This is a genomic window from Pseudarthrobacter raffinosi (genome assembly GCF_023913735.1).
In the GTDB taxonomy this organism is placed as follows: Bacteria; Actinomycetota; Actinomycetes; order Actinomycetales; family Micrococcaceae; genus Arthrobacter; species Arthrobacter raffinosi.
Genome location: NZ_JAMXBH010000019.1, coordinates 50,271 through 74,858 on the forward strand (window position 1 = coordinate 50,271; position 24,588 = coordinate 74,858).

The 24,588-nt window shown below is 66.2% G+C and carries 22 protein-coding genes and 2 pseudogenes; 10 read left to right on the plus strand and 14 right to left on the minus strand.

Annotated features, from left to right (window positions below; translation table 11 throughout):
• Positions 1–154 precede the first annotated feature (154 nt).
• From NG698_RS16775 to NG698_RS16785, 3 genes are all read left to right on the plus strand, one after another.
• The gene (locus NG698_RS16775; protein ID WP_374210101.1) at positions 155–2,374 is read left to right on the plus strand and encodes a PAS domain-containing hybrid sensor histidine kinase/response regulator; all 2,220 of its coding nucleotides are present in this window, start codon (positions 155–157) and stop codon (positions 2,372–2,374) included.
• A 145-nt stretch (positions 2,375–2,519) separates the two neighbouring features.
• Positions 2,520–2,786, plus strand: coding sequence for a helix-turn-helix transcriptional regulator (locus NG698_RS16780; RefSeq protein ID WP_252611129.1), 267 nt, complete (start codon positions 2,520–2,522; stop codon positions 2,784–2,786).
• Positions 2,783–4,027 carry a type II toxin-antitoxin system HipA family toxin gene (locus NG698_RS16785; RefSeq protein WP_252611131.1) on the plus strand — a complete coding sequence of 415 codons (1,245 nt, stop codon included), beginning with the start codon at positions 2,783–2,785 and terminating at the stop codon, positions 4,025–4,027. The genes NG698_RS16780 and NG698_RS16785 overlap by 4 nt, the downstream gene beginning before the upstream one ends.
• 34 nt (positions 4,028–4,061) lie before the next feature.
• Here NG698_RS16785 and NG698_RS16790 read toward each other — a convergent pair whose 3' ends face one another.
• Entirely contained in the window at positions 4,062–4,679 is a 618-nt protein-coding gene (locus NG698_RS16790) for a uracil-DNA glycosylase family protein (RefSeq protein ID WP_056342023.1), read from the minus strand.
• Between the two features lie 118 nt (positions 4,680–4,797).
• On the opposite strand from NG698_RS16790, the gene NG698_RS16795 reads away from it, so the two are divergent.
• Positions 4,798–5,304 (plus strand): hypothetical protein, encoded by a 507-nt coding sequence (locus NG698_RS16795; protein ID WP_252611133.1) that lies wholly within the window; start codon positions 4,798–4,800, stop codon positions 5,302–5,304.
• Here the strand turns inward: NG698_RS16795 and NG698_RS16800 are convergent.
• The 6 genes from NG698_RS16800 to NG698_RS16825 all read right to left on the minus strand — a co-directional run bounded on the left by NG698_RS16800 (position 5,301) and on the right by NG698_RS16825 (position 11,388).
• Positions 5,301–6,764, minus strand: coding sequence for an amidohydrolase (locus NG698_RS16800; RefSeq protein WP_252611135.1), 1,464 nt, complete (start codon positions 6,762–6,764; stop codon positions 5,301–5,303). The two genes, NG698_RS16795 and NG698_RS16800, sit on opposite strands and share 4 nt — an antisense overlap.
• A 109-nt stretch (positions 6,765–6,873) precedes the next feature.
• On the minus strand, positions 6,874–7,260 hold the full coding sequence (locus tag NG698_RS16805) for an RNA-binding S4 domain-containing protein (protein ID WP_056342031.1): 387 nt from the start codon (positions 7,258–7,260) through the stop codon (positions 6,874–6,876).
• Between the two features lie 99 nt (positions 7,261–7,359).
• On the minus strand, positions 7,360–8,013 hold the full coding sequence (locus NG698_RS16810; protein ID WP_252599698.1) for a GntR family transcriptional regulator: 654 nt from the start codon (positions 8,011–8,013) through the stop codon (positions 7,360–7,362).
• A gap of 116 nt (positions 8,014–8,129) precedes the next feature.
• Entirely contained in the window at positions 8,130–9,137 is a 1,008-nt protein-coding gene (locus NG698_RS16815; RefSeq protein WP_252611137.1) for a transketolase family protein, read from the minus strand.
• Complete coding sequence (locus NG698_RS16820; RefSeq protein ID WP_252611163.1) at positions 9,134–10,000, minus strand: transketolase; 867 nt, start codon at positions 9,998–10,000, stop codon at positions 9,134–9,136. The genes NG698_RS16815 and NG698_RS16820 overlap by 4 nt, the downstream gene beginning before the upstream one ends.
• A 50-nt stretch (positions 10,001–10,050) precedes the next feature.
• Complete coding sequence (locus tag NG698_RS16825; RefSeq protein WP_252611139.1) at positions 10,051–11,388, minus strand: MFS transporter; 1,338 nt, start codon at positions 11,386–11,388, stop codon at positions 10,051–10,053.
• Between the two features lie 187 nt (positions 11,389–11,575).
• On the opposite strand from NG698_RS16825, the gene NG698_RS16830 reads away from it, so the two are divergent.
• The 4 genes and pseudogenes from NG698_RS16830 (at position 11,576) to NG698_RS16845 (ending at position 15,532) form a co-directional block, all read left to right on the plus strand.
• Complete coding sequence (locus NG698_RS16830; protein ID WP_252611141.1) at positions 11,576–12,400, plus strand: sugar phosphate isomerase/epimerase family protein; 825 nt, start codon at positions 11,576–11,578, stop codon at positions 12,398–12,400.
• Positions 12,401–12,425: 25 nt separating this feature from the next.
• Positions 12,426–13,202, plus strand: a complete 777-nt coding sequence (locus NG698_RS16835; RefSeq protein ID WP_252611143.1) for an SDR family NAD(P)-dependent oxidoreductase — start codon at positions 12,426–12,428, stop codon at positions 13,200–13,202.
• A 44-nt stretch (positions 13,203–13,246) separates the two neighbouring features.
• Positions 13,247–15,026, plus strand: a pseudogene (locus NG698_RS16840) (dihydroxyacetone kinase family protein).
• Positions 15,023–15,532, plus strand: coding sequence for an RpiB/LacA/LacB family sugar-phosphate isomerase (locus tag NG698_RS16845; RefSeq protein ID WP_305887093.1), 510 nt, complete (start codon positions 15,023–15,025; stop codon positions 15,530–15,532). Before NG698_RS16840 ends, NG698_RS16845 begins: the two are co-directional and overlap by 4 nt.
• On the opposite strand, the gene NG698_RS16850 is transcribed toward NG698_RS16845, so the two are convergent.
• The 3 genes and pseudogenes from NG698_RS16850 to NG698_RS16860 all read right to left on the minus strand — a co-directional run bounded on the left by NG698_RS16850 (position 15,529) and on the right by NG698_RS16860 (position 18,518).
• Complete coding sequence (locus NG698_RS16850) at positions 15,529–16,533, minus strand: aldo/keto reductase family protein (protein ID WP_252599592.1); 1,005 nt, start codon at positions 16,531–16,533, stop codon at positions 15,529–15,531. The two genes, NG698_RS16845 and NG698_RS16850, sit on opposite strands and share 4 nt — an antisense overlap.
• 81 nt (positions 16,534–16,614) lie before the next feature.
• Positions 16,615–17,459 (minus strand): annotated as a pseudogene (locus NG698_RS16855) (aldo/keto reductase).
• Between the two features lie 171 nt (positions 17,460–17,630).
• Positions 17,631–18,518 carry a hypothetical protein gene (locus NG698_RS16860; protein ID WP_252611145.1) on the minus strand — a complete coding sequence of 296 codons (888 nt, stop codon included), beginning with the start codon at positions 18,516–18,518 and terminating at the stop codon, positions 17,631–17,633.
• 229 nt (positions 18,519–18,747) lie between these two features.
• Here NG698_RS16860 and NG698_RS16865 point away from each other — a divergent pair, with 229 nt between their 5' ends.
• Positions 18,748–19,149, plus strand: coding sequence for a YchJ family protein (locus NG698_RS16865; protein ID WP_252611147.1), 402 nt, complete (start codon positions 18,748–18,750; stop codon positions 19,147–19,149).
• On the opposite strand, the gene NG698_RS16870 is transcribed toward NG698_RS16865, so the two are convergent.
• The 4 genes from NG698_RS16870 to NG698_RS16885 all read right to left on the minus strand — a co-directional run bounded on the left by NG698_RS16870 (position 19,146) and on the right by NG698_RS16885 (position 22,974).
• Positions 19,146–19,952 carry a M48 family metalloprotease gene (locus NG698_RS16870; protein ID WP_252611148.1) on the minus strand — a complete coding sequence of 269 codons (807 nt, stop codon included), beginning with the start codon at positions 19,950–19,952 and terminating at the stop codon, positions 19,146–19,148. The two genes, NG698_RS16865 and NG698_RS16870, sit on opposite strands and share 4 nt — an antisense overlap.
• 51 nt (positions 19,953–20,003) lie before the next feature.
• Positions 20,004–22,034, minus strand: a complete 2,031-nt coding sequence (locus NG698_RS16875; RefSeq protein ID WP_252599587.1) for an acyl-CoA dehydrogenase family protein — start codon at positions 22,032–22,034, stop codon at positions 20,004–20,006.
• A 63-nt stretch (positions 22,035–22,097) separates the two neighbouring features.
• Positions 22,098–22,397 (minus strand): hypothetical protein, encoded by a 300-nt coding sequence (locus tag NG698_RS16880; RefSeq protein ID WP_252599586.1) that lies wholly within the window; start codon positions 22,395–22,397, stop codon positions 22,098–22,100.
• Between the two features lie 172 nt (positions 22,398–22,569).
• Positions 22,570–22,974 carry a PepSY domain-containing protein gene (locus NG698_RS16885; RefSeq protein ID WP_252599585.1) on the minus strand — a complete coding sequence of 135 codons (405 nt, stop codon included), beginning with the start codon at positions 22,972–22,974 and terminating at the stop codon, positions 22,570–22,572.
• A 151-nt stretch (positions 22,975–23,125) separates the two neighbouring features.
• Here NG698_RS16885 and NG698_RS16890 point away from each other — a divergent pair, with 151 nt between their 5' ends.
• Positions 23,126–24,586 (plus strand): DUF3375 family protein, encoded by a 1,461-nt coding sequence (locus NG698_RS16890; RefSeq protein WP_252611150.1) that lies wholly within the window; start codon positions 23,126–23,128, stop codon positions 24,584–24,586.
• Positions 24,587–24,588 lie beyond the last annotated feature (2 nt).

Consider the following 24,588-nt stretch of genomic DNA (forward strand, 5'->3'; position numbering starts at 1 on the left):
CGGCATCCTGGTGGTGACTGCCGACGGGAGGATTGCCGGTTCCAATGAACGGTTCGCCGCGTTGTGGGGCATCCCGGCGGATCTGCTGGATTCCCATGACGACGGCAAACTGATCGGTTTCGTCCTGGACCAGCTCTCCGATCCGGGCAGCTTCATGCGCAAGGTCCAAGAGCTGTATGCCGATCCGGGAGCGGAGAGCCTGGATGTGCTGGAATTCCGTGATGGCCGGACGTTTGAGCGCTACTCCCGGCCCCAACGGGTGGGGGATGACATTGTCGGCCGGGTCTGGAGCTTCCGTGATATCACGGCCCGCCGGCGTGCACAGGACCGGGCCCGTGACGCCATCGCAGAGCTGGAGGGTCTCGGCGCGATCGTTAGTTCCTCTGTCGACGCGATCATCGGCATCACCCCGGAGGGTGTGATCACCAGCTGGAATCAGGGCGCCGAACGGCTGTACGGGTATGGTGCGGACGAGGTGGCAGGCCGGGACGTCCAGTTCCTGATTCCGGATCATCTCCGCCTGAGCGAGGAGGCGTTGCACGCTGATGTCCGGGAGCGCGGTGTAGCGCGGAGTTTCGAGGCGGAGCGCGTGCGCAAAGACGGGACGACGGTCCCCGTTTCCGTGACTATTTCACCCATCCGGGCCGAAGGCGGGGGCGTGCGCGGGATGGCGCAGATTGTCCGCGACGTCACCGGACAACGGCTCGCAGCGGCAGAGCTCCTGGCTGCGCGGGAGGCGGCGCTTGAATCGAGCCGGTTGAAGTCCGAATTCCTGGCGACGATGAGCCATGAGATCCGGACACCGATGAACGGCGTCATCGGCCTGACCGCTTTGTTGCTGGAGACCCCGCTGGATGAGACGCAGCGCCGGTATGCCGAAGGGGTGAGGGGCGCGGGCGAGGTGCTGCTGGCCCTGATCAACGACATCTTGGATCTGTCCAAGCTGGAGGCCGGGAAGGTCGATCTGGACATCGCAGCCTTTGATCCGCGGCTTCTGGTGGAGGAGGTGGCGGGCCTGGTGAGCGAGTCCGCCCGCGCCAAAGGACTGGAACTCATCGCCTACTGCCGCCCGGAGGTGCCGGCGCGGCTGTCCGGAGACGTCGGACGCATCCGGCAGGTCCTGCTCAATCTTGCCTCCAACGCCGTAAGGTTCACGCCGACCGGGGAAGTGTCCGTTCGCGTGCAGCCCGTTGACCTTCATCCCCGTGGGCCTGCGGTGCGGTTTGAAGTCCGTGACACCGGGATCGGAGTTGAGCCAGAAGATCATCTGCGCCTGTTCGAGTCCTTTTCCCAGGCCGATTCCTCCACCACGCGCCGGTACGGCGGGAGCGGTTTGGGGCTGGCGATCTCGCGGCGGCTGACCGAAATGATGGGCGGGGAAATCGGGCTGACCAGCGCTCCAGGTGAGGGCAGCACCTTCTGGATTGTGCTCCCGTTGCAGCCCGCGGTGGACGCCGGGGGCATCGACGAGGCGGCGGTCCGCTTCCCGGATCTGCTGACCGGAGTCAGGGTCCTGGTTGTGGATGACAACGCGACCAACAGGCTGGTGCTGGAGTCCCAGCTCAGGACGTGGAACATGGACCCGGACACCGTCGGCGATGCGCGCGCTGCCCTGGACCGGTGCCGGGATGCGGCCTTCGCCGGACGGCCCTTCGACGTCGTCGTACTGGATATGTGCATGCCGGAGATGGACGGGCTGGAGCTGGCGCGGGCCATCAGCGCCGACGGAGTTCTGGCTCCTACCTCCCTGATTATGCTGACGTCAACGCCGCAGATGGATCCGGCTGAGCTGGCAGCTGCGGGTGTCCGTGAATGGTTGATGAAACCGGTGCGCAGTTCTGAACTCTACGACCGTCTTCTGCGGCTGAGGGGAGGAACGCAGGTGGCCGAACGGCTTTCGGCCCGTGGTGTGCCGGAGAAGCAGAGCATCCCTTCCCGGGGACGCGTACTGGTAGTGGAGGACAACGAGGTGAACCAGCTCGTTGCCCGGGAGATGGTGAAAAGACTGGGCTACCTGGTTGACGTTGTGCCCGACGGGGCGGAAGCCGTCTCGGCCATTGCAGCCGTCTCCTACACGGCCGTGCTCATGGACTGCCACATGCCGGTGATGGACGGTTTTGAGGCCACCAGGACCATCCGCAAGGGCGAGGTGACGGGGCATCTGCCCATCATTGCTATGACTGCAGGCGCCCTGGACGAAGACCGTGAGCGGTGCCTCGCTGCCGGCATGGACGACTACCTCACCAAACCCGTCGACCCCGCCGCCCTGGAGGCGACCCTCGACCGCTGGGTTCCGCCGGCCCCGCGGCTGGCGGGGGAAGCGCCAGCGGTGGATCCGACGGCGCTAAACCAGGCACTTCCGCCGACACCGTAAAGTCCACGTCGTCGGTCAGGGGAAGGTTCCCTCGTGATTATAGGCACGGTACGTTCGTTCCGATTTTTCTCTATGCTGGAGCGAGTTGCCGGTCTAGAATCAGAACACAGCTAGAACGGCACGATCGTACCTATTGGAGATGCCCATGGCGAATGCATTCGGGGACCGGCTCGCAGGTGAAGTCCGGACGCGCCGGGCAGCTTTAGGCCTCACGCAGCAGGATCTCGCCTACATGGCCGGAGTCTCCGAGCGCTTTGTCCGCTTCGTCGAGCAGGGCAAGCCCAGCATCCAGCTGGACTCACTCACCGCCGTGCTGGAAACCCTGGGACTCGAACTCCGGCTAGCCGCCCGGGCCAGCCGCGCCGCCCGCGCCCTTGCCGGCCACGGCAAGGCTCAAGAAACAAACCCATGAAGCACCGCGTCGCCGACATCTACAAGGCCGGGGTGCTGGCTGCCCGGCTCGAACGGCACGACGGCGGCACCCGGTTCAGCTATCTGCCGGCGTACCTCGCGTCCGGGGGACCCGCCGTCGCCAGTTCCCTGCCGCTCACCGCCGAACCGGTGCTGTCCTCGGCGGGCGCAGCGCCGCCCTATTTCACCGGGCTGCTGCCGGAGGGCCGCCGGCTCAACGCCCTGCGGCGGTCCCTCAAGACCAGCGCGGACGATGACCTGTCGCTGCTCATCGCGGCCGGCGGCAACTCGGTGGGCGATGTGCAGATCGTGGGGCACGGAGAACCGCTGGACCTGGACGAGCACGCGGTGCAGCTGGACCCCAAGCTGCCGGTGGACTTCGACCACCTCCTGGGTGATCCGGACCTGATCGACCCCGTTGCGCTGGCGGGCGTGCAGGACAAACTCTCTGCCGGGATGATCTCACTGCCCGTGGCCAGCGCGGGCAAACGCTTCATCCTCAAACTCAACGCGCCCGAGTTCCCGCATGTGGTGGAAAACGAGCTGGTGATGTTCCGGTACGCGGCCAAGTTGCGGATTCCGCTGAGCCGGGTCCAGCTGATCCGGGACATCGCGGGCCGGCCGGGTCTATTGGTGGAACGCTTCGACCGGGTGCCCATCCCCGGCGGCGGGCCGGACGACGTCCGGCGGCTGGCGGTGGAGGACGGGGCCCAGGTCCTGAAGCTCTACCCGGCGGACAAGTACAACGTGCCTTATGGCCAGGTCTGCCATGCTCTGGCCGACTACTGCTCGGCGCCGCTCCCGGCCCTCCGGAACCTGGCGGTCCAGGGGGCGTTTGCCTGGCTGAGCGGCAACGGCGACCTGCACGCCAAGAACGTTTCCATGGTCCAGCAGCCGCATGGCGAGTGGACCATCGCCCCTGTCTACGACATTCCCTCCACCGTGGTCTACGGGGACAAGACCCTTGCGCTGACGCTGAACGGGAAGCGGAGCGGGATCTCGCGCCGGCACTTTCTTGGCTGGGCCAAGGACCTGGGACTGAGTGACCGCACGGCAGCCCAGGTGATGGAGCTCGCCCTGAAGGTGTCAGGTCCGCTGATCGCCGACCTGGAGGCAGGTACCGCGTTCGCCGGGCTCGGAGGTCCGGAGAAGAACGACGACGGCGGCTCGCCGTTCCCGGGCATGGTCACCAGGGCGTGGGTGAAGGAGCTGAAACACCGGCGGAGGCTGCTGGAAGGCTGAGGCACCCGCGGTGACTGCCGCCGTCGTGCGTTGGTTAGAGGTGCTGGATGCCTGCCCGCTGCATGGCGTCCTTGTAGACGTCCACGCTTTTGGCGAGGAGATCCTCCTGTTTTGCTTCGGAAACAGCAAAGGCCCGCCCGCCGAGCGCGCTGGCCTTGTAGATCTTGATGCCGCTGTTCTTCAGGGAAGAATGGTAGGTCTTCTCGAAGAGGGTGAGGAACGTGGAAGCGTCCGTGCCGTGGGCGATGACTGCGGAGACACGGCGGTTGATCTTCAGGAACTGCCGAAAGGGCCGCAGGCCGTCAGTCTTCTCCTGGACGTTCAGCGCCGACGGAAGCTCCGGATCCCGCACCCACGGGTACGCGTTCCACGGCATCACATAGCGCGGATCAAGCTCGGCAAGTTCGTAAATCTGGGTGGCGCGGCGGGCGGCTTCGTCGTCGTTGAAATGGGAGACGAAGCCGGATTCGGTGCCCTTGCCCGGACTGACGTGGAGGCTGACGATCCGGCATTCGTCCTCGTCGTGCACGGGGTCGATGTAGGGGACGACGGACCCTGGCTTCTTTTCCATCAGTTCATCGCAGAGCTGCGTTACCGCCGCGATGTTTGGTTCCTGTAGCAGGGCCTTTTTTTCGTCCCAGTCAATCGTCACGATCTCTCCCTCAGCAGCACGGCGTCCAGAAACAGGCGTCTTAACCCACTCTACGCTTTTGGGCGTATGGGTGCGCAGTGCAAGTTTGCTCCGGACCGGCGCCTGGCCGGGTAACGTCATGATGATGAACAGGAAAACGCTCAAGTCCGACGGCTTTGCCGGCTTCCGGAGCTTCGACAGCCTTGAGATCATCAGGGTTCCGCATGGCACCGGGGTGTTCGCCGTTCTTCGGCCGAATGAGTTCGAGCCGCACTTCCTGAAGATCAGCACCGCCGGGACCTTCAAGAAAAAGAATCCCACTCTGCCGGCGGACGCCATATGGGCGGAATGGGTGGACGGCGCCGACATTCTCTACCTTGGCAAAGCCGGGCCGGGAAGCAAGGGCAACCGCGGCCTTCGGAATCAGATCAAGGAGTTCCTGGATTTTGGGCGGGGCAGGCCGCCGGGGCATTGGGACGGCCGCCTCATCTGGCAGCTGATCCACACGGATGAACTCATCATGGCGTGGAAAGAGGTGCCCGCCGAAGAAGTAAACCAAGCCGAGGCCGCGTATCACGCAGCCTTTATTGCGGAGCATGGCCGGCTGCCGTTCGCGAATCTCGTGCAGGCCAAGGTGCGGAACTAAGCCAGGCCGCCGTCGTACGTGAAGCGGCCGGCCACCAGCGTTGCCGCAACCGGCATGGCGGCGAATTCCGGGTCCGGCGAGGCCAGCGGATCGGCGTCGAGCACCACCAGGTCCGCCGGGTCCCCGGCCCGGAGCCGGCTCCGGCCCCTAGCTGAAGCGGCAAGTGCCTGCCGTCGGCTGATGCATTCCTGGGGATGCCACGGCCCGCGGGTGTCCTGCCGGGACCGGGTGCTGGCCGCGGACATCGCAGCCCAAGGATCCAGCGGCGCAACCGGCGCGTCCGAACCCAGCGCCAACGTGGCTCCGGCGTTGAGCAGCGACCTCAGCGGAAACGCCCGCTGCGTGCGGCCGCCCCAGTTGGCCTCCGCGGCGTCGCGGTCATCCAGTGCATGCACCGGCTGCACGCTTGCCGTAACCCCCAGACGCCCAAAGCGGGCCAAATCCTCCGTCCGGACAAACTGCGCGTGTTCAATCCGGCCGCCGATCCCTGCTCGCTCGAAGGCATCCAGCGCCACCTGGTTGGCGCCATCCCCGATCGCATGGACCGCCGGGACAAAGCCGTACTCCCGCGCCCGGCTAAGCAGGGACAACAAGTCATCAACGTTGACAGTCAGCAGCCCGTAGCCGCCGTCGGGGTAGGGATCCACACAAAACGCCGTCCGGGTGTTCAGCGAACCGTCAACGAGCACCTTCAGCGGGCCGGTGCGCAGGAGCCCCTTGCCGCCGTCGAGCTCCAGGCCCGTGCGCATGCCGTCGTGGCGGGCCCGCTCCAGGTCCTCCGGGTAGACACCGGCGTCCACCCTCAGGCTGTTGAATCCACCGGCAAAGCGGCGCAGCCAGACGTCACGGTTCCAGGTCATTTCAAAATCAACGACGCCCACAATGCCCCGGGCGGATGCTGCTTCTGCGGCATCGCGGACCCAGCCGTCCACCACTGAGTCCGGAAGCTGGCCCAGCTCACGGGTCAGCGCAAAAGCAGGTTCCTCCCGCAGCAGGCCGCCGGCGTCAACCTCCACCCCAAACCGCCGGGCGGCAGCGCTGTTCAGCCAGACAGAATGCAGGTCGTGGCTGATCAGGGCGGTGGCCTGGCTGCCGGTGGCGGCGTCGAGCATTTCCAGGGTGGGGACGTCCGCCCACAGGGCGTCGCGGAAGCCCACCCCCACCGTGGTGACCGAAGGATCGGCGTCGCGAACAGAAAGTCCGACGTCGGCCGCCGCCTCTCGCGCGGATGCGGCGGCGGACAGGTCCAGCCTGCTTGAATGCAGCGCCCACTGGGTCATGTGGACGTGCTCGTCCCAGAGCCCCGGAATGACGTAGCGCCCGTCCAGGCTGACCACGCGGGCGTCGCCCGGGATCCCGGTGCCGGCACTGATCCGGGTCACCACGCCGTCAACGATGTAAAGGTCCGAGACTGTGTCCTCGCCGGGCTGTCGGACGGAGGTCAGGACGATGTTGTTCACAGTTTCAATTCTGATAGCTCAGTCGCGGAGCAGGACTCTGACCCGACGGGAACATTGATGAAGGGTTTCGCAGCAGTCTCCACGTACCGACGCTGCCGGCCTCGAGGGCCTAGGTTGCGGGGCCCTTGAGCCGTTCCATCTCGCGGCGGTCCTTCTTGGTGGGACGTCCCGCGCCACGGTCGCGCTGCGGGAGGCCCAGTGCCGGCGCCACCGGCCTTGGCGGCGTGTGGTCGGTGAAGCAGTGCGAAGCCACCTCTGCGCCGACGCGTTTGGCGATCAGGCGGCGGACTTCGAGGGTGCGTTCGAAGCCGGACATCCGCACGGTGACGGTGTCGCCCGTGACCAGAGTGGCCGAGGCTTTGGCCGGGCTTCCGTTCAGCCGCACGTGCCCGGCCCGGCACGACGCGGTGGCGGCAGAGCGTGTCTTGTAGGCGCGGATCGCCCACAGCCACGCATCAATGCGGACGCTGGCGGGGGAGGACGGAAGGATGGTCATGGCTGGCACCGAGTATACGGCGTCGGTCTCCTACGGTCCCTCCCGGAAAATACACAGCCGCGAGCGGCAGGCTGCCCGGGCTGTTCTAAGTCCGCTGCCCTACGCCACAAGGTTCGCGGCAGCGGTGTCCATGTGCTCGCGGATTGTGTTCCGGGCCAGCGAGGCGTCTCCTGTCTCGATGGCGGTGACGATGTCGTAGTGCCGGTCCACGCTCATGTTCTTCACACCCTTGTCCCGGCCCGCGAACATGATGGACATGCGGATGGACCCTTCCAGCGACTCCCAGGAATGCAGCAGGGTTTCGTTGCCGGTCAGGCGGCACAGGGTCCGATGGAATTCCAGATCCGATTCGATGCGTTCCTGCAGGCTGGCCTTCTCTGCGGCGGCCATGGCTTCGATGGCGGCCCGCAGCGAGGTGATGACGTGCTCCCGGTCCGGGAGTTCGCACAGGGTGCGGGCCGCCAGGGATTCAAGTGCTGCCCGGACGGAGTAGATGTCGCGGATTTCCTTCTCATCCAGGTGCCGGACGGAAAGCCGGCCCCGGGGCCCGGGGGAGAGGAGGCCTTCCTGTTCGAGTTGGCGCAGCGCTTCCCGCAACGTGCCGCGGCTGATCTGGAGCATTTCCGACAGCTCGGTTTCCACCAGATGCCGCCCCGGTTCCAGCTCGCCGCTGGTGATGGCGGCGCGCAGTGCCGAGAGGGCCTGCTCGCGAAGGCTCTTCTTTTGCAGTCCCAGCAGCGTTGCTCCGGCCATCATGGTACTTCCTCAATGTCAGTGGTCAACTGTTTACAGTCGATGTGTTAACTGTCGATGGTACGCCAGAAGCGCGGCGCCAGCTGGTGCGGCCCCGCGCTTCCGGCGAAACGCTTCTACTTCAGCTCGGCGAGCACTTTTGCCACGATCTTCTGGACCGTGAGTCCGTAGCGGTCGTGGAGCGTCGGGAGCGCGCCGGCGTCGAGGAACTGGTCCGGCAGCGCCAACGGCACCACGCGTTTGCCAAGTCCGGCGGTGACGATGGCGGACGCAACCGTTTCGAAGAGGCCTCCGATCACGCTGTGGTTTTCCAGCGTCACGGCGAGGCGGTCGGTGTTGATTTCGGCCAGGACGGTGGCGGCGTCGAACGGTTTGATGGTGGGTGTGTGGACGACGGCGACGTCCACGTTGTGTGCCGCGAGGGCTTTCGCTGCCTGCAGGGCGCGCATGGTCATCAGCCCGGAGGAGATGAAGACAACGTCGTTGCCGCCGCGCAAAACCTTGGCTTTGCCGAGCTCGAAGGTGTAGTCGTATTCGTCCAGGACCGTGGGCACGTTGCCGCGGAGCAGGCGCAGGTAGGTGGGTCCGTCGCTGGCGGCGAGTTGGGGGACGGCCTGTTCGATGTCGATCGAGTCGCAGGGGTCCACGATGGTTAGGTTGGGCATGCCGCGGAAGATGGCCATGTCCTCGGTGGCCTGATGGCTGGGTCCGTAGCCGGTGGTAAGGCCCGGGAGCCCGCCGACGATGTTGACATTCAGGTTGGGTTCGGCGCTGTCGAGGCAGAGGAAGTCGTAGGCGCGGCGTGCGGCGAACACGGAGTAGGTGGAGGCGAACGGGATGAGCCCGGTTTCGGCCATGCCTGCGGCGGCGCCGAAGAGGAGCTGTTCGGCCATGCCCATCTGGAAGAACCGTTCGGGGTACGCCTGGGCGAAGATGTGCATGTCGGTGTATTTGCCGAGGTCCGCCGTGAGGCCGACAATCTTGTCGTTCTCCTGCGCGGCTTTGACGAGCGCATGCCCGAACGGTGCGGAGGCAGTTTTCTGGCCGGGGTCGGCGAAGGACGCGATCATTGCCGACGTCTTCAATTTCGGTGCGGGTCCCGTGGAAACAGCTGCGGCGCTCATAGGGCGTCCTTTCCTTCGTAGCCGGCGGTCAGCTGTTCGCGGCACGTCTTCCATTCGTGTTCTTCGATGCGCATGAAGTGCGCCTTTTCGCGCTCCTCCAGCAGCGGGACGCCGCGGCCCACCTTCGTGTCGCAAAGGATCACGGAGGGACGTCCGACGGCGGCGGCCTGGGCGGCTGCGTTGTCGAACGCTGCGAGCAGCGCGGCGATGTTGTTGCCGTCGATGCGCTGGGTGTACCAGCCGAATGCTTCCCACTTCTCGGTGACGGGTTCGGTGCGGAGGACGTTGTCGGTTTTGCCGTCGGCCTGGAGGGCGTTGATGTCCACCATGGCGGTGAGGTTGCCGAGCTGGTGGTGGTGGGCGCCCATGGCCGCTTCCCAGGTGGAGCCTTCGTCGAGTTCGCCGTCGGAGAGGAAGTTATAGATCCTGGCCGAAGAGCCTTGGTAGCGCAGGCCCAGGGCCATGCCGACGGCGATGGGGAGGCCGTGGCCCAGGGATCCGCCGGAGATTTCCATGCCGGGGGTGTAGGTGGACATCCCGGACATCGGCAGGCGGGAATCGTCCGAGCCGTACGTTTCGAGTTCGGTCACGGGGATGGTGCCGGCTTCGGCGAGGGCCGCGTAGTGTCCGATTGCATAGTGCCCGGTGGAGAGCAGGAACCGGTCCCGGGCCTCCCATTCGGGGTCCTCGGCGCGGAAACGGAGCTGGTCGGAGTACACGGTGGCCAGCATGTCTGCCGCGCCGAGGGCCTGGCCCACGTAGCCTTGGCCCTGCACCTCGCCCATGTTCAAAGCGTGATGCCGGATCCGGTACGCCGCGGCGCCGACGCGCTCGAGGCGTTCCGCAGCCGTTTCCTGGATCATGCGTTCCTTCTGGGGGAGTTCGTGTGAGTGCAGTTCGTGAGTCACGGTCATCAGACGCTCACCGACTGGGGCGTGCTTTTGGTGGCCTCATCCGCGAGCTGCCGCTCGCGCTTGCCCCAGGTCTCCCGGGTGACCAAGGCGGCCCACAGGCCGATGGCCGCGTAGAAGCTGAAGAGGAGGGCGGGGCCCATCCAGCCCAGGGAAACGAACAGGAGTGTGGTGACGAAGGGGGTGAATCCAGAGACCATGGCGGAGATCTGGTAGGCCAGTGAGGCGCCGGAGGCGCGGGTCTTGGCCTGGAAGAGCTCGGGGAACCAGGCGCCCTGGGCGCCGGCGAGGGAGTTCTGGCAAACGGCGTAGGAGATGGCGACGGTGGCGATGATGGCGATGAACATTCCGGTGTTGACCAGGAGGAACATCGGGACGCCGAACAACAGTGCGAAGGCTGTGGACCAGATGTAGAGTGGCCGGCGGCCGATCCTGTCCGTAAGCCGTGCCCAGGCCATGGTGGCGAAGATGCCGATGAAGGAAGCGATGCAGAGGGCGACGAGAGTTTCGGTCTTGTCAGCGAGCTGCTGGGTGTGGAGGTAGGAAATCATGTAGGTGATGGAGACGGCGTAGCCGGCGGTCTCGGCGATGCGGAGGCCAATGCCCTTGACGATGCTGCGCCAGTCAGTCTTGATGACCTCGATGATCGGGGACTTCACGATCGCGCCACTGTCCTTGACCTCGTCAAAGACCGGAGATTCGGGGACCTTGGCGCGGATGATCAGGCCCACCACAACCAGGACGATGCTGGCCAGGAATGGAACACGCCAGGCGAGTTCGCCGCCGAGGTTCACGCTGACCAGGAACACGAGGTTGGCGAGCAGGAGGCCAACGGGGAAGCCAGCCTGCACGATGCCGGTGTACTTGCCCTTGGACTTCCAGGGCGCGTGCTCGTAGCTCATCAGGATGGCGCCGCCCCATTCGGCACCGAAAGCAAGGCCCTGGACGATGCGGACGAAGACCAGCAGCGCGGGAGCGAGTAAGCCCACCTGGCCGTAGGTGGGCAGGAGGCCGATGATGAACGTGGCCACACCCATCAGGATCAGGGAGGCCACCAGAACCGGCTTGCGGCCCACCTTGTCGCCGAGGTGCCCGCCGATGATGCCGCCGATGGGGCGGGCGGCGAAGCCGACGCCGAGGGTGGCGAAGGCTGCCAGCGTGCCCGTCACCGGATCGCCGGTGGGGAAGAACGCCGTGCCGAAGTACAGTGCAGCCGCGGTGCCGAAGCCGATGAAGTCATACGTCTCGATAACGGCGCCAACGCCGGACCCGATTGCGACGCGCTTTGCGTCCTTTGTGCCATGCACGTGGCCGCGCATTTTGAGAGCCTCATTGCTCATTGCTGAATCCCTTTCGAAGAGCGAGGAACGCTTCCGCACCGTCGCTGTCGACTGTTAACAAATGATATGCCAGTGTGACCCACATCATGCATCAATGTCAACAGTCAATGTTTGAGGTTGACTGTCAACAATGAAATCATCTACAGTGATTCACATCACCACCCACTCGTTCAGAGGATCAACGACGATGTTCAATTCCCGACTCGGCTGCTCTTCCATCAGCTTCAGGCACCAAGACCTGCCGGCCGCTCTGCGGACCATCAGCGGCCTGGGCTTCGACGAAATCGATCTCGGCGCCCTCCCGGGAGTATGCGACCACGTGCCGTACGACCTGGATGCAGCTGCCGTTACTGCGGTGACGGCGGAAGTTGCAGCCTCCGGCCTGCGCGTCCGTTCCGTCAACGGAGATATCGGCGATCTCAACGCAGTGCTCGACGACGGCCAGCAGGTTTCCCGCGAACGGCACCTCGAGGCGCTGCTCACGCTCGCCGCCAACACCGGGGCGAAGGCGCTGGTCCTTCCGTGCGGGGCGCTGAGCCACGAACCGGTTCGGAGCGTCGACGAGGACCTGGACCAAATTGCCGCCCACCTGGTCCATGCCGGACAGCGGGCGGCGGAGTTCGGTGTCGAGCTCTGGACCGAATCCCTGCACTTCCTGAGGTTCTGCTGGAACCTGGAACGCGCGGAACTGCTGGCCGGGCGGCTGGCGGATACCGGCGTCGGAATTGTTATGGACTTCAGCCATATTGTCGCCGCCGGCGAAGATCCGCTGGAGTACCTCTCCCGCCACGAGGGCCGGATCTCCCACGTCCACCTCCGCGATGCCGTGCCCGGCAACATCAACCTCAGCATCGGCAACGGCCAGGCAGACTTCGCCGCCGGGCTCAGCGGCCTCGCGGCGAGTGGCTACACCGGCCACTTCTCCCTCGAGCTCGAAACCAGCGACGTCACGCACGACGAACGCCCCGCGGCCGCCGCCAAGGCTGCCAGCTACATCACCGACCTCATCTGACACAACACACCATCCAAGGAGCATCATGACCACCACCATCCAGCGCACCGCCGTCCTCACCGGGGCAACCTCGGACCGCGGCATCGGCATCACCACCGCCCGCCGCTACGCCAGCCAGGGCTGGGCGGTGGTTATCCTGGACCTGGACGGCGAGAAGTCCGCAAAAGTCGCCGCAGACATCGGCAATGAGTTCAACGTGCCTGCCTTCGGCCACGAGATCGACGTCGCCAACGAAAGCTCCGTCAACACCGCCTACGCGGCGGTCAAGGCGGAGATCATTGCCGGCATCCTGCCCCCGGTCGGAGCCCTCGCCAACATCGCCGGCATCACCTCCCCGGTCCCGTTCCTGGAGACCACGCTGGAGCTCTGGCACAAGGTGATGGACGTCAACGCCACCGGCACCTACCTGGTGACCAAGGCGTTCCTGCCGGACATGATCGAGAACGGCTGGGGCAGGATCGTCAACATGTCCTCGGTCTCCGCCCAGCGCGGCGGCGGCGTGTTCGGCAAGGTCCCCTACTCCGCCGCGAAGGCCGCGATCCTGGGCCTGACCAAGGCGCTGGCCCGCGAAATTGGCGCCACCGGCGTCACCGTGAACGCCATCACGCCCGGCGCCGTGGATACCAACATCCGGGTGGGCAGCACCGACGAGCAGGAAGCCGCCATCAACGCCGGCATCCCCCTGGGGCGGAACGCCACGACCGAAGAGATCGCGGCCGTCATCACGTTCCTGTCCTCCGAGGAATCCGCGTACCTCACCGGAACCACCATCGACATCAACGGCGGAAGCCACATCCACTAACAGCGCTCCACCCAGAAGACTAAGTCCACGTCAGAGAGCCCACCATGACCAAGATTTTCAACAATCCCTCCGAATTCGCAGAAGAGGCCCTGGCCGGATTCTGCGACATCCATTCCGGGCTGGTGCGTCAGGTCCCCGGCGGCGCCGTGCGGCGCCACCGCCCCGCCAAGCCCAAAGTGGCGGTCCTCGCCGGCGGCGGTTCCGGACACTACCCGGCGTTCGCCGGGCTGATCGGCACCGGACTGGCCGACGGCGCCGTGGTGGGCAACATCTTCACGTCGCCTTCGGCGCAGCAGGCCTACGCCGTGGCCAAGTCCGCGGATTCGGGCGCCGGCGTCATCTTCACCTACGGCAACTACTCCGGGGACGTGATGAACTTCGGCATGGCCAGCGAACGCCTCGCCGCCGAAGGGATCCAGGTCGAGAACGTCCTGGTCACCGACGACATCGCCAGCGCACCGCCGTCGGAATCCGACAAACGCCGCGGCATCGCCGGTGACTTCACGGTCTTCAAGATCATGGGCGCTGCAGCTGAGGCGGGCGCTGACCTGGCCGACGTCGTCCGCCTGGGCCGGAAGGCCAACAGCCTGACGAGGACCATCGGCAGCGCTTTCCACGGCTGCACGTTTCCCGGCGCCGACGCCCCGCTGTTTACGCTCCCGGACAAGCAGATGGGCCTCGGCCTGGGAATCCACGGCGAACCCGGCCTGTTCGACACCGATTTGCCGTCCGCCAAGTGAACTCGGCCAGGAATTTGTGGCCCGGCTGCTGGCCGAAACCCCGCCCGGCGCCGGCGACCGGCTCGCGGTGATCCTCAATGGGCTGGGGTCCACCAAGCACGAGGAGCTCTTTGTCCTCTGGCTGACCGTGGCCCCGCTCCTGCGGGACGCCGGCTACACGCGGGTGAAGCCCGAGGTGGGCGAGCTCGTCACCAGCCTCGACATGTCCGGCGTCTCCCTCACCATCACCTGGCTGGATGCGGAGCTGGAACCGCTCTGGACGGCGCCCGCGGAAACCCCTGCGTACCGCCGAGGAACTACCGCCGTTCAGTCAGGGGACGCCTCCGGCGAGGAAACGTCCGACGCCGGGACGGCCGATGCGCCATTCGAGGCCGACGCCGACTCCCGCACCTACGCCGTCCAGTGCGTTGCGGCGCTCGAAGCCGCCCGCCAATCGCTGCATGCGGCCGAGTCGCGGCTGGGGGACCTCGATGCCGTGGCCGGCGACGGTGACCACGGCCGCGGAATGGTCCGCGGGAGCGACGCCGCCGCCACAGCAGGCGCCGCGGCCGGTACCCGAGGTGCCGGGGCGGGCTCGGTCCTGGTCGCCGCCGGTGACGCCTGGGCAGACAAGGCCGGCGGCACCTCCGGAGTTCTATGGGGTGCGGGGCTGCGGGCGTTGGGCGAATCCTTGGGGGACCACAGGGTCCCTGGCGCCGAGGAACTGGCGGCCGGAATGAGCGCCTTCGCTGCCAGAATCACTGACCTGGGGAAGGCCGGACCGGGCGACAAGACAATGGTGGATGCGCTCCTGCCGTTCACGGAAGCCTTCACCCGGCTGGTGCAGGAGGGTGCAGAACCGCGTCAGGCCTGGGCCTCCGCGGCCCTTGACGCTGTGGCGGCGGCCGAGGCCACGGCCGCACTCCGCCCACTGAAGGGACGGGCGCGGCCACTGGCGGAGAAGAGCCTGGGCACGCCGGACCCCGGAGCCACGTCCCTCGCCATGATTTTCACGGTCATGGGGCCCTTCCTGGCAGGTTCGGGCCAGCCCGGCTCCAGTCAATCACGTATCACATCCAACCAGACCGCAAGGGCACTTTCATGACCATGGACCCAGCAACCCCCACACCAGCAACCCCGGGACTGCGTCTGGTCCTGGGCGCCGATGAGGCCGGCGTCGACTACAAAAACCGCATCCTGGCCGACCTGCAGGACGACCCGAGGATCAGCGAAATCATCGACATCGGGGTCAACCGGAGCGACGCCCCGGCGGACTTCGTCAGGCCCTACCCGTACGTTGGTATTGCGGCGGGAGAGCTGATCCGCGACGGGCGTGCCGACCGTGCCATTCTGTTCTGCGGCACGGGAATCGGTGTGGCGATTGCCGCCAACAAGGTGGACGGAATCCGCGCCACGACGGCCCATGATTCGTTCTCCGTGGAGCGGTCCGTCCTGTCCAATGACTGCCAGGTCCTCGCCATGGGGCAGCGCGTTGTAGGAGTGGAACTGGCCAGCAGGCTGGCCCGCGAATGGATCGGCTACACGTTCGACCCCAGCTCGGCCTCGGCGGACAAGGTCCAGGTGCTCACGGACTTCGAGGGCTGCTCCTAGGCTTCCCGGGTGGCGGGGGACTTGGTCTGCGCCGGATCGCGTTCCGCGAGTGAGCCGATGGCGTCGTCGATCTTCTTCAGGACCTCAGGCTCCAGCGTCACACCCGCAGCGGCCACGGTGTCTGCGAGCTGCTCAGGGCGCGACGCCCCGACGATGGCGGAGGCAACGTTCGGGTTCTGCAGCACCCAGGCAACCGCGAGTTGGGGCATGGTGAGCCCGGCTTCCGCGGCGATCGGCTTGAGGTCCTGGACACCGGCGAGGACGTCGTCACGCATCCAGCGCTGGATCATCCTGGCGCCGCCCTTGTCATCCGTGGCGCGGCTGCCTTCGGGCGCAGGCTGGCCGGGCAGGTACTTTCCGCTCAGCACACCCTGCGCCATGGGGGACCAGACGATCTGGGACACGCCCAGCTCCTCCGACGCCGGCACAACCTCGGCCTCGATGACGCGCCACAGCATGGAGTACTGCGGCTGGTTGGAGATCAGCTGGAAACCCAGTTGCCTGGACAGGGCATGGCCCTCGCGGAGCTGCTCCGCGGTCCACTCGCTGACGCCGATGTACAGCGCCTTGCCTTGGCGGACAATGTCCGCGAACGCCTGCATGGTCTCTTCCAGCGGCGTTTCGAAGTCGTACCGGTGGGCCTGGTAGAGGTCCACGTAGTCCGTCTGGAGCCGGCTGAGCGAGCCGTTGATCGACTCCATGATGTGCTTGCGGGACAGGCCCAGATCGTTTTTGCCCTTGGGGCCGGTGGGGCCGAAGACCTTGGTGAAGATCTCCAGGGACTCCCGGCGTTCGCCCTTCAGTGCCTCGCCGAGGACTGTTTCCGCTGCTGTGTTGGCGTAGACGTCCGCCGTGTCAAAGGTGCTGATGCCGGCGTCGAGCGCGGCCCGCACGCACTGGGTGGCGACGTCGTTCTCCACCTGTGAGCCGTGCGTCAGCCAGTTGCCGAACGTGATTTCCGAGACTTTGAGGCCGCTGTTTCCGAGGTATCTGAATTCCATGGTTTCCACGCTAGCGGAGAAAGTTATTGAGGGAAAGGGCTTTCCGCAAACGCACGACGGCGTTGCGGCCGCCCCCCGCGATCAGCGGCGGCGGAGTTCCGCGTACTCCAGGGACGGCACTATCGCCCCGGCGTCGCGCTCCACGAAGTTGGTCCCAGGCGGCACCAGTTCGTCGATCGCGTCCAGCACGGACTCCCCCAGGAGGGTGTCCGCGGCCTTGAGATAGGCCTTGAGATGGTCCTCGGTGCGCGGGCCGATGATCACACTGCTGACGGCGGGGTGGTTCAGCGCGAACCCGATGGACAGTTCCACGAGCGAGATTTCCAGCTTGTCGGCCAGCCGGGCCAGCGCGTCCGCAGCCAGCAGCTTCCGCTCGCTGGACGGCCCGGAAATGTCGGAGCGTCCCGGAAGTGAGTGCACTCGGGTTGGCGGTTTCCCGGCATCGAGGACGAACTCGCCGGACAACCAGCCCCCGGCCAGCGGACCGTAGGCGAGTACACCCAGGCCGTACTGCTGCGCAACGGGCAGGACATCGCGTTCGTTGCCGCGGACCAGCATCGAATAGGGGACCTGGTTGGCTACGGGCGGGATCAGGTGGTTGGTGGTGGCCAGCCACTGGGCCTCCACGAGCTGCGCCGGGGTGAACACCGAGGTGCCGTAGTAGAGGATCTTTCCCTGCCGGATGAGGTCGTTCAGGGCGGTGATGGTCTCGAGCACGTCGGTGTTGTAGTCCGGCCGGTGCGCCTGGTACAGATCGATCCGGTCTGGATGATGCGGATGCTTTCATCCGCGCCGGTGGGGGCGCCGCCTGCCTGGAGGCCGCCGGCTGCGCCGCCCGACCCTTAGCCAAAGTTCATGGTGCCCAGTATGAGCGGGCTAATGGGCGTGCCGGACCGCCCGAACACGCGAAGTTCGCTGAGGCTCATCCCCGGCTCCTCACAATCGATTTCCCACGCGGATTGCTCTGGATCGTCACGACGCTACACAAATTCGGGGCCAGCCCGCAGGAAGATGCCACAGTGCTTCGCTTTTCGTAGCACGGGGTAACGCGGGCCGGGGCAGCGACGGTTTGTGACGGCCCGGGAGCTGCACGGTCCTCAGCTCCGGTCGGCAGGCAGCTTGGCCTTGAGGACGTTCGCGTGGCCGGACAACGACACCAGCGATCCGGTGTCCAGCAGGGACAGGGGCGCGGGGGTGGGCGGCTTCGTGAAGGAGCGGGCGGCTCCAAGGCCGACGCTCTCACGGCTGGGGTCGCGGTTGGAATTGTCCCGCGCAGGGTTGTCCTGGTGCAGCGCTGACTCCACTAACGGAGCCACCGCTTCCACCTTCGCCGCGGGAACGGAGGGACCGGGAAGATCGCGGACCGAGATCTTGATTTCGGGGGCGGCCGCCCGGGCGCGCGCCATGGCCCGGGCATCTGCTTCGGCCACCGCGGCAGCCCAGTCCTCGGCGAGCACCGGGGGTTCCTTGCGGGCCGCGGTGAGCAGCGGGTGATGCTCCACTGCATGGTGGAAGCGGGGCCGGAGTTCGGAGGGTTTCAGGAAGGTGCGGGCGTCTTGAAGGGCTTTGCGCCAGCTGCCCGGCGCGCTCACTGCGGCCACGGCGGCCGCGCTGTGGGCAAACATCGTGGACAGGGCTGCGCCGGTTGTCGTCCGTGGGGCGCCGGCCCGTGCCACCAATGCTGCCCGCAGCACCCCGGCGCGGGCCGGCTGGCCGGCAGACGGGGCGGCAGCGCCGTCGTCGTGCGTTCCGTCGGGGGCGCCCAACGGCGGCACGGACTCCCCGGTCAGGCGGACCAGGGGGAGGGTTTCGTGTTTGGGGAGCCGCCCAAAGAGGGCCATTACGGTCAGCACAAACAGCCGCCCGGCGCCGGCAAGCAGCAAGGTGATGACCACCAGCAGGAACAGGCCCAGGAACATCAGGAGCGCCAGGCCGAGCGTGCCGAAAAAAGTCAGGTTGAGAGCGATCGTCGTTGAATCTCCCACGTCATCTCTCCTCTCTGCCGGCGGCGGAGTCCGTCCCGGCACTCATCACCACGGGCAACAGCCCTCCTCCACCTTACGGACTATTTTTCGGTCCTGCCGCTCCCGGGCGGGGTTCGTCCGAGGTTGTTTCGAAGCTGTTACCGGATATGACAACACCGGCTGCGGCCTATAGTCGGAAGGGATCCACGAGGCCGCCGAAAGCGGTCCGGACAACCGCGACAGGAGCACCATGACCGAGAACCCGATCCACGCCGGCAACTGCGTTTGCCTGTCCGGCGAGGCCTACGCGGACTGCTGCGGACGGTTCCATAATGGCGGGGCCGAAGCCGCCACAGCGGAGCAGCTGATGCGCTCCCGCTACAGTGCGTTTGTCCTGCGGAACGCCGAATATCTCCGGAAAACCTGGTATCCGGACACCGCCCCTTCGGATCTGGAGCTGGATCCTGCCATGGAGTGGCGCCGCTTGGACATCCTGTCCACGAGCCGCGGCGGCCCGCTGGATACTGAGGGGACCGTGGAGTTCAAGGCCCACTTCCGGCACGACGGCGAACGCGGAGTCCACCACGAAACCAGCCGTTTTGTCCGCGAGAACCGCCGCTGGTACTACGTCGACGCCGTGATGCTCGCCTAGCCCCCGTTGTACGTTTCGTCCGGCGTGAAGCCTGCCCGGTCCACCTTGCGGTGGAAGTGCATGCCCGCCAGGCCGCCGAGCACGGCACCCACCAGCGCGACCAGGGCCACCACAACGGCGGCAATGATGCTGGTGAGCGTCAGTTCGCCTTCGTTGATGGGGATCCGGGGGAAGCTGTTCAGGTTGGCCAGGACGTTGAACTGCTGGCCGGCGATGATGCCCAGCAGAGCAATCACCACCGCGGCAATAAGCGCCCAGATCCACACCATAAAACCCTGCCGGGCGCCGTTGAACCGGGCCATCCGGCCGGCAACGTAGCCGCCGGAGTAGTAGGAGACGAACAGGACCACCAGCAGGACAATGATGCCCACCAGCCCGACGGCGCCGTTGGTCGTCACCTGGTTGACGGCCTCGTTCACGTCGGTGTTGTTCGCCAGGCCTACCGCGGTTCCGGCTGCGGCCACAAAGGCTGTGAGCAGGACGGCCATGCCGGTGGCAGCGAGCCAGCCGAAAAAGGCCGAGCCCACTTTGATGCCGCCGAACTGTTCCTTCTCCCTGGCTACGGCCGTCTGCTGGTCGGTCAGGCGCGGATCCGTCAGGCGTGGATCCAGCACCGAAGCGTCGGCCATCGGCGCTGGGGCTGCCCGGGCATATCCCGGCTCGGCATAGGACTCTGGCGTCTGTTCGAAGGCTCGCGTGGGCTCGCCACTGGCGAAGGATTGATCACGAGCAGTTTCATTCCGTAGATTCGCGTTCCGCGTCGTCGGCGGAAGCCTGTCCTCTGGGTCCGTTTGGTTGCTCATGGGTCAACTCAACCACTGGTGACCAGCGATAACAAGGATGCTTATGAGTTGCTAGCGGTACTTCCGGTGCAGGTTCTCCTTGGTGGACGCCCCCGGCGTGGCATCGGCGATCCACGGGCCGGTGCCCTCCGACGGATCCAGTACGCCCGCCTCAAGCCAGGTGTAATCCCCGGCCAGGACCTTGCGCGAAAGGATGTGGTCGACGTCGTCCGTGTTCCGCCACAGCTGGTCAAAGTACTCGTCAATGCGGACGCGGGCCTGCTCGCAATATGCCTCTGCAAGTTCGTAGGCACTGGCGGCACGTTCGGGCGTGGTGCGAAGGATCATCTCTGCCCGGGAACAGCAGGCGGCCATGGCGAACAGCTCGGCGCCGATATCCACCACCCGGCCCAGGAACGCCTGCTTGTACTCCAGCTTCGCCTGCCAGCGCCCCATGCCGTAGAACGTCTGGCGGGCCAGCCGGCGCGAGGACCGTTCCACAAAGCGCAGTTGCTTGGCCAGCCTGCCGAAGTCGCTGTAGGACCGGGGGTCCATTCCGGCGCCGGCCACCAGTTTGGGCAGCCAGCGGGCATAAAAACCTGAAGCCCCGACGGCAGCCCTCGCTTTGTCCTGGAGGCTCGCGTCCACGGACGCAAGGTCGCCCGCGGCGGCCAGGTGGGCGTCCACGGCTTCCCGGGCGATGAGGAGTTTCATGATCTCCGAGGAGCCCTCGAAGATCCGGTTGATCCGGAGGTCGCGCAGCTGCTGCTCGGCCGGAACCGCGCGTTCTCCCCGGGCTTCCAAGGACTCCGCCGTCTCGAAGCCACGGCCGCCGCGGATCTGGACCAGTTCGTCGGCGATCCGGTAGCTGATCTCGGAGGACCACAGCTTGGCCAGGGCAGCCTCGATCCGCACGTCCTTCTGCCCGGCGTCGGCGAGTTCCGCGGACAGTTCGAAGACGGCGTCCAGGGCGAAGGCCGACGCGGCGATAAAGGCGATCTTCTTGCCCACGGCCTCGTGCTTGCCCACCGGCTGACCCCACTGGGTGCGGGCGTTGGACCATTCCCGGGCGATCTTCAGGCTCCAGCGGCCGGACGCGACGCACAACGCCGGCAGGGAAAGCCGGCCCGTGTTCAGAGTGGTGAGGGCGATCTTCAGGCCCTGGCCCTCGCGGCCCAGCCTGTTTGCCGCAGGCACCCGCACCTGGTGGAAGCGGGTGACACCGTTTTCGATCCCACGCAGCCCCATAAACGTGTTGCGGTTCTCCACGGTGATGCCGGGGGAGTCCATTTCCACCACAAAGGCGCTGATGCCGCCCTTATGTTCGGTGCCGTCCTTATCGGTGTGGGCCGGCACCACGGCCATCACCACCACCAGCTCGGCGATCACACCGTTGGTGGTCCAGAGTTTCACGCCGTCCAGGACGTAACTCCCGCCGTCGTCCGTGGGAACGGCGGTGCTGCCCATCCGGGCGGGATCGCTGCCCACGTCCGGTTCCGTCAGGAGGAAAGCCGTGATGGCGCCGGCGGCGCAGCGCGGCAGGTACTCGCGTTTCTGGTCCGGCGTGCCAAAGACCTTCACGGGCTCGGGGACGCCGATGGACTGGTGCGCGGAGATCAGGGCGCCAATGCTCGGGTGGACACTGCCGAGCAGCGCCAGGGCCCGGCCGTAGTAGACCAGGGACAGGCCGAGCCCGCCGTACTCCTGCGGGATTTTCATGCCAAAGACGCCCAGGCCCGCCAGGCCCTGGAGGTACTCGTCCGGGATCCGGGCCTCGCGTTCGATCACGCGCCCGGACATGGTGCGGGCGTACGCGGTGAGGCGCTCCATGAAGGCCTCACCGCGTACCACGTCATCGGCGTTCGCTTTCGGCCAGGGGTGGATGAGGCTGAGGTCGAAATTCCCCAGGTAGAGTCCCTTGGCGAAGCTGGGCCGGTCCCAGTCGAGTTCGCGGGAGGCTTCAGCAAGTGCCCGGGCGTCCGCCGCGGTGGCTTCGGGCCCAATATTGGCCGCGGCGACGGGGACTTCGGCGTCCGGGGCATCCGTGGCAGGAACTTCGGTGGCAGGTGGGTTCGTGGCGGGACTGTCAGTGGCGAAGCTCATGGGGTATCTCCTCTGACCGGGATGGCCGGTTCAAGCCATGGATCCGCCGGGTTGGAGAACCCTTCAGCTGTCTCTCAACATTACCCGCGGGTAGCTTCCAGTGCTAGGGGATGGCTGGCCCTGGAAGTCCCCCGGGGATCCGGTGGAGGCGTGGTGGACCAGCCTGTCCCAGCCGCTGTTGATCCCGTGGACCACCGTCAGCAGCGTCGTGGAGGCGAGGAACCAGGCGAACTTGCCTACCCCAACCATGACCAGGGCCAGGAAGCCCGCTGTCAGGACGAAGGCCACCAGGACCAGGCCAAACACCAGGGTTCCGATGAACACCATGGTGGCCGTCTCCACTGCACTTAAGTCGAACTGCATTGTTCCCCCTGCTGCGCCGTTGCTTCGGTTGAGATCAGTAGCATGAGCGTAGGGGGTGCTGACGCGTCCCAGCCAGACCTGCCCCGCCGTCACGGCGGGTTGATGCGGGATCGCAATGCTACCGGGACGTAGGTCACGGAGCGGTCGCGGAAGTCACTGTCCGCGCTTGCCTTCAGTCGTCGTCGAACTCCGGGGCGGCCTGGTTCAGGACCGCGAAGTCGGCGCCGAGCCCCACCTCAACCTGGGAACCGTTGTCCAGCCTGACTTCAACCTCGTACGCGACGTTCCCGTCATTTTCCCGTTCCACCTCGATGACACTGCCCTGGCCCACCCTGGCCAATGCGGCGTTCGCGGCCTGGTCATGGTCCGCAGTGTTAAGTGGTGCCAGATTGGAATCGTCGTCCCGCTCAGGCCCCGGGACGGTGGACACCGGCACTGACCGGTCGACGTTGACCCCGATCTTGCTCAAGGGCTGATCTCCGCTGGTCCCGGTGCTCGCGGCGACCGCCACTGTCGCGCCACCCAGAATGACAGCCGCAGCCGCCAGGCCGGTGATCAGTGCAGCTTTTTCACGCATGACAAACTCCTCTCAGGTGATCTAAACAGTGTGCTCCCGCGGCCAGCAAGGTACAACGATTATTCGGTCGCGGGGCCTGCGTTAACCTTGTAGTTGGCAGCTTTCGCGATCCGCGCTGCCCAACCATCCCCCAGCAGCTGAAGGAGAGTGCGTGCCCCGCTCCGCCAGGTCATCCGCTGACGCGATCAGTGCCCGGCTCCGGGACCTCGAACTCCTCACAAAGGGACCCGCCTGGGCCCTGACGCGCTCGGCGCCCTGGGTGATCGCGGTGCTGCAGGCATCCTTTACCCGCACGCGTCCGCAGCTTCCGCTCGAGGAGTTCCACGCCGACGTCGACTCCTTCCTTGAACAGCTCCGGCGCCAGGAGCCCGGGCCGGGTGGTGCCGCCATCGGCACGTCGTCCGGCAGGAACTATGCGGACGAGTGGACACGCAAGCATTTCCTGACCCGCCGCAACCAGTCGGGGCAGATCGTTTACGAGGTGACCGAGCCGGCCGCCCGCGTGCTTGCCTTCCTGGACAGCCTTTCCAGCGAGCGTTCCACACTGAACGGTTCGCGGCTGGGTACCCTCCTCGGCGACGTGGAGAAGCTGGCCAATGAGACCAATCCGGACCAGAGTGCCCGGCTGGAATCCCTTGAGGACGAGATCGGGGAACGGCAGCAGCTGATCCAGGACATCAGCTCCGGCGACTTTGACGGCCTGCTGGACGACGACGAAGCGGTGGAAGCCGCCGGGAACATCCTGGACCTCGCCGCCAGCCTGCCCGCCGACTACAAAAAGATGCGCGACCGCATCGAGGAACTGGTGGGCGAGCTGCGCAACCAGATCATCGAGGAGTCGCTGAGCAAAGGCGCCACCATGGCGCAGGTGCTCGACGCGGACAAGCGGCTGCGGCAGAGCCCCGAAGGCAGGACCTTCCGCTCCTTCACCGCATTCCTGGAAGACCCGCAGCAGCAGCTCCGGTTCCGGTCGGCCATCGGTGAGGTCCTCAGCCGGCAGTTCGCCGACGACCTTTCCCCGGAGGACCGCGAGACGCTCAAGAACCTGGTGGCCGAGCTCCGCCACCAGCACAGCCAGATCCAGCGGATCTACGGCAAGCTCAGCGAAAGCCTGAACACCTACGTCCAGAGCGACGACTTCCGGCAGTCCGTCCGCCTCCGGAAGGTCCTGCGCGAAGCCGAGCAGGCCATCAGGACCCTGCCGTATGAACGCGAACGGCCTGGCCTGGTCCGCGGTCCGGAGCTGTTCAACGCCGGGTTCGAATCGCTGGCCATGGTCAAGCTCTACGACCCGGACGAGTTCGCCGTCCCGCCCAAGCTGGCCGACCCCATCGCCTTCAGCGACTCCGACCGCGTGCGCTCGCCGAGGACAGGCAAGGCCCGTCCCGAGGCCATCCGGGCCGCCGTGGCCGGCGCGTCCACCCTGGCCGAGGCCTGGGGACAGCTCCCGCCGGAGGAACAGCACATCAACTCCATCCGCGCACTCCTCTCGCACGCCCTCCAGGAAGGCGCGGCCTTTGACCGCGACGCCTGGGATGGCCTGGACTACGAACAGATCGACGGCACCACCCGCACGGCGTACCTGCCGGTGGTCACCCTCAAGAAGGATTGACG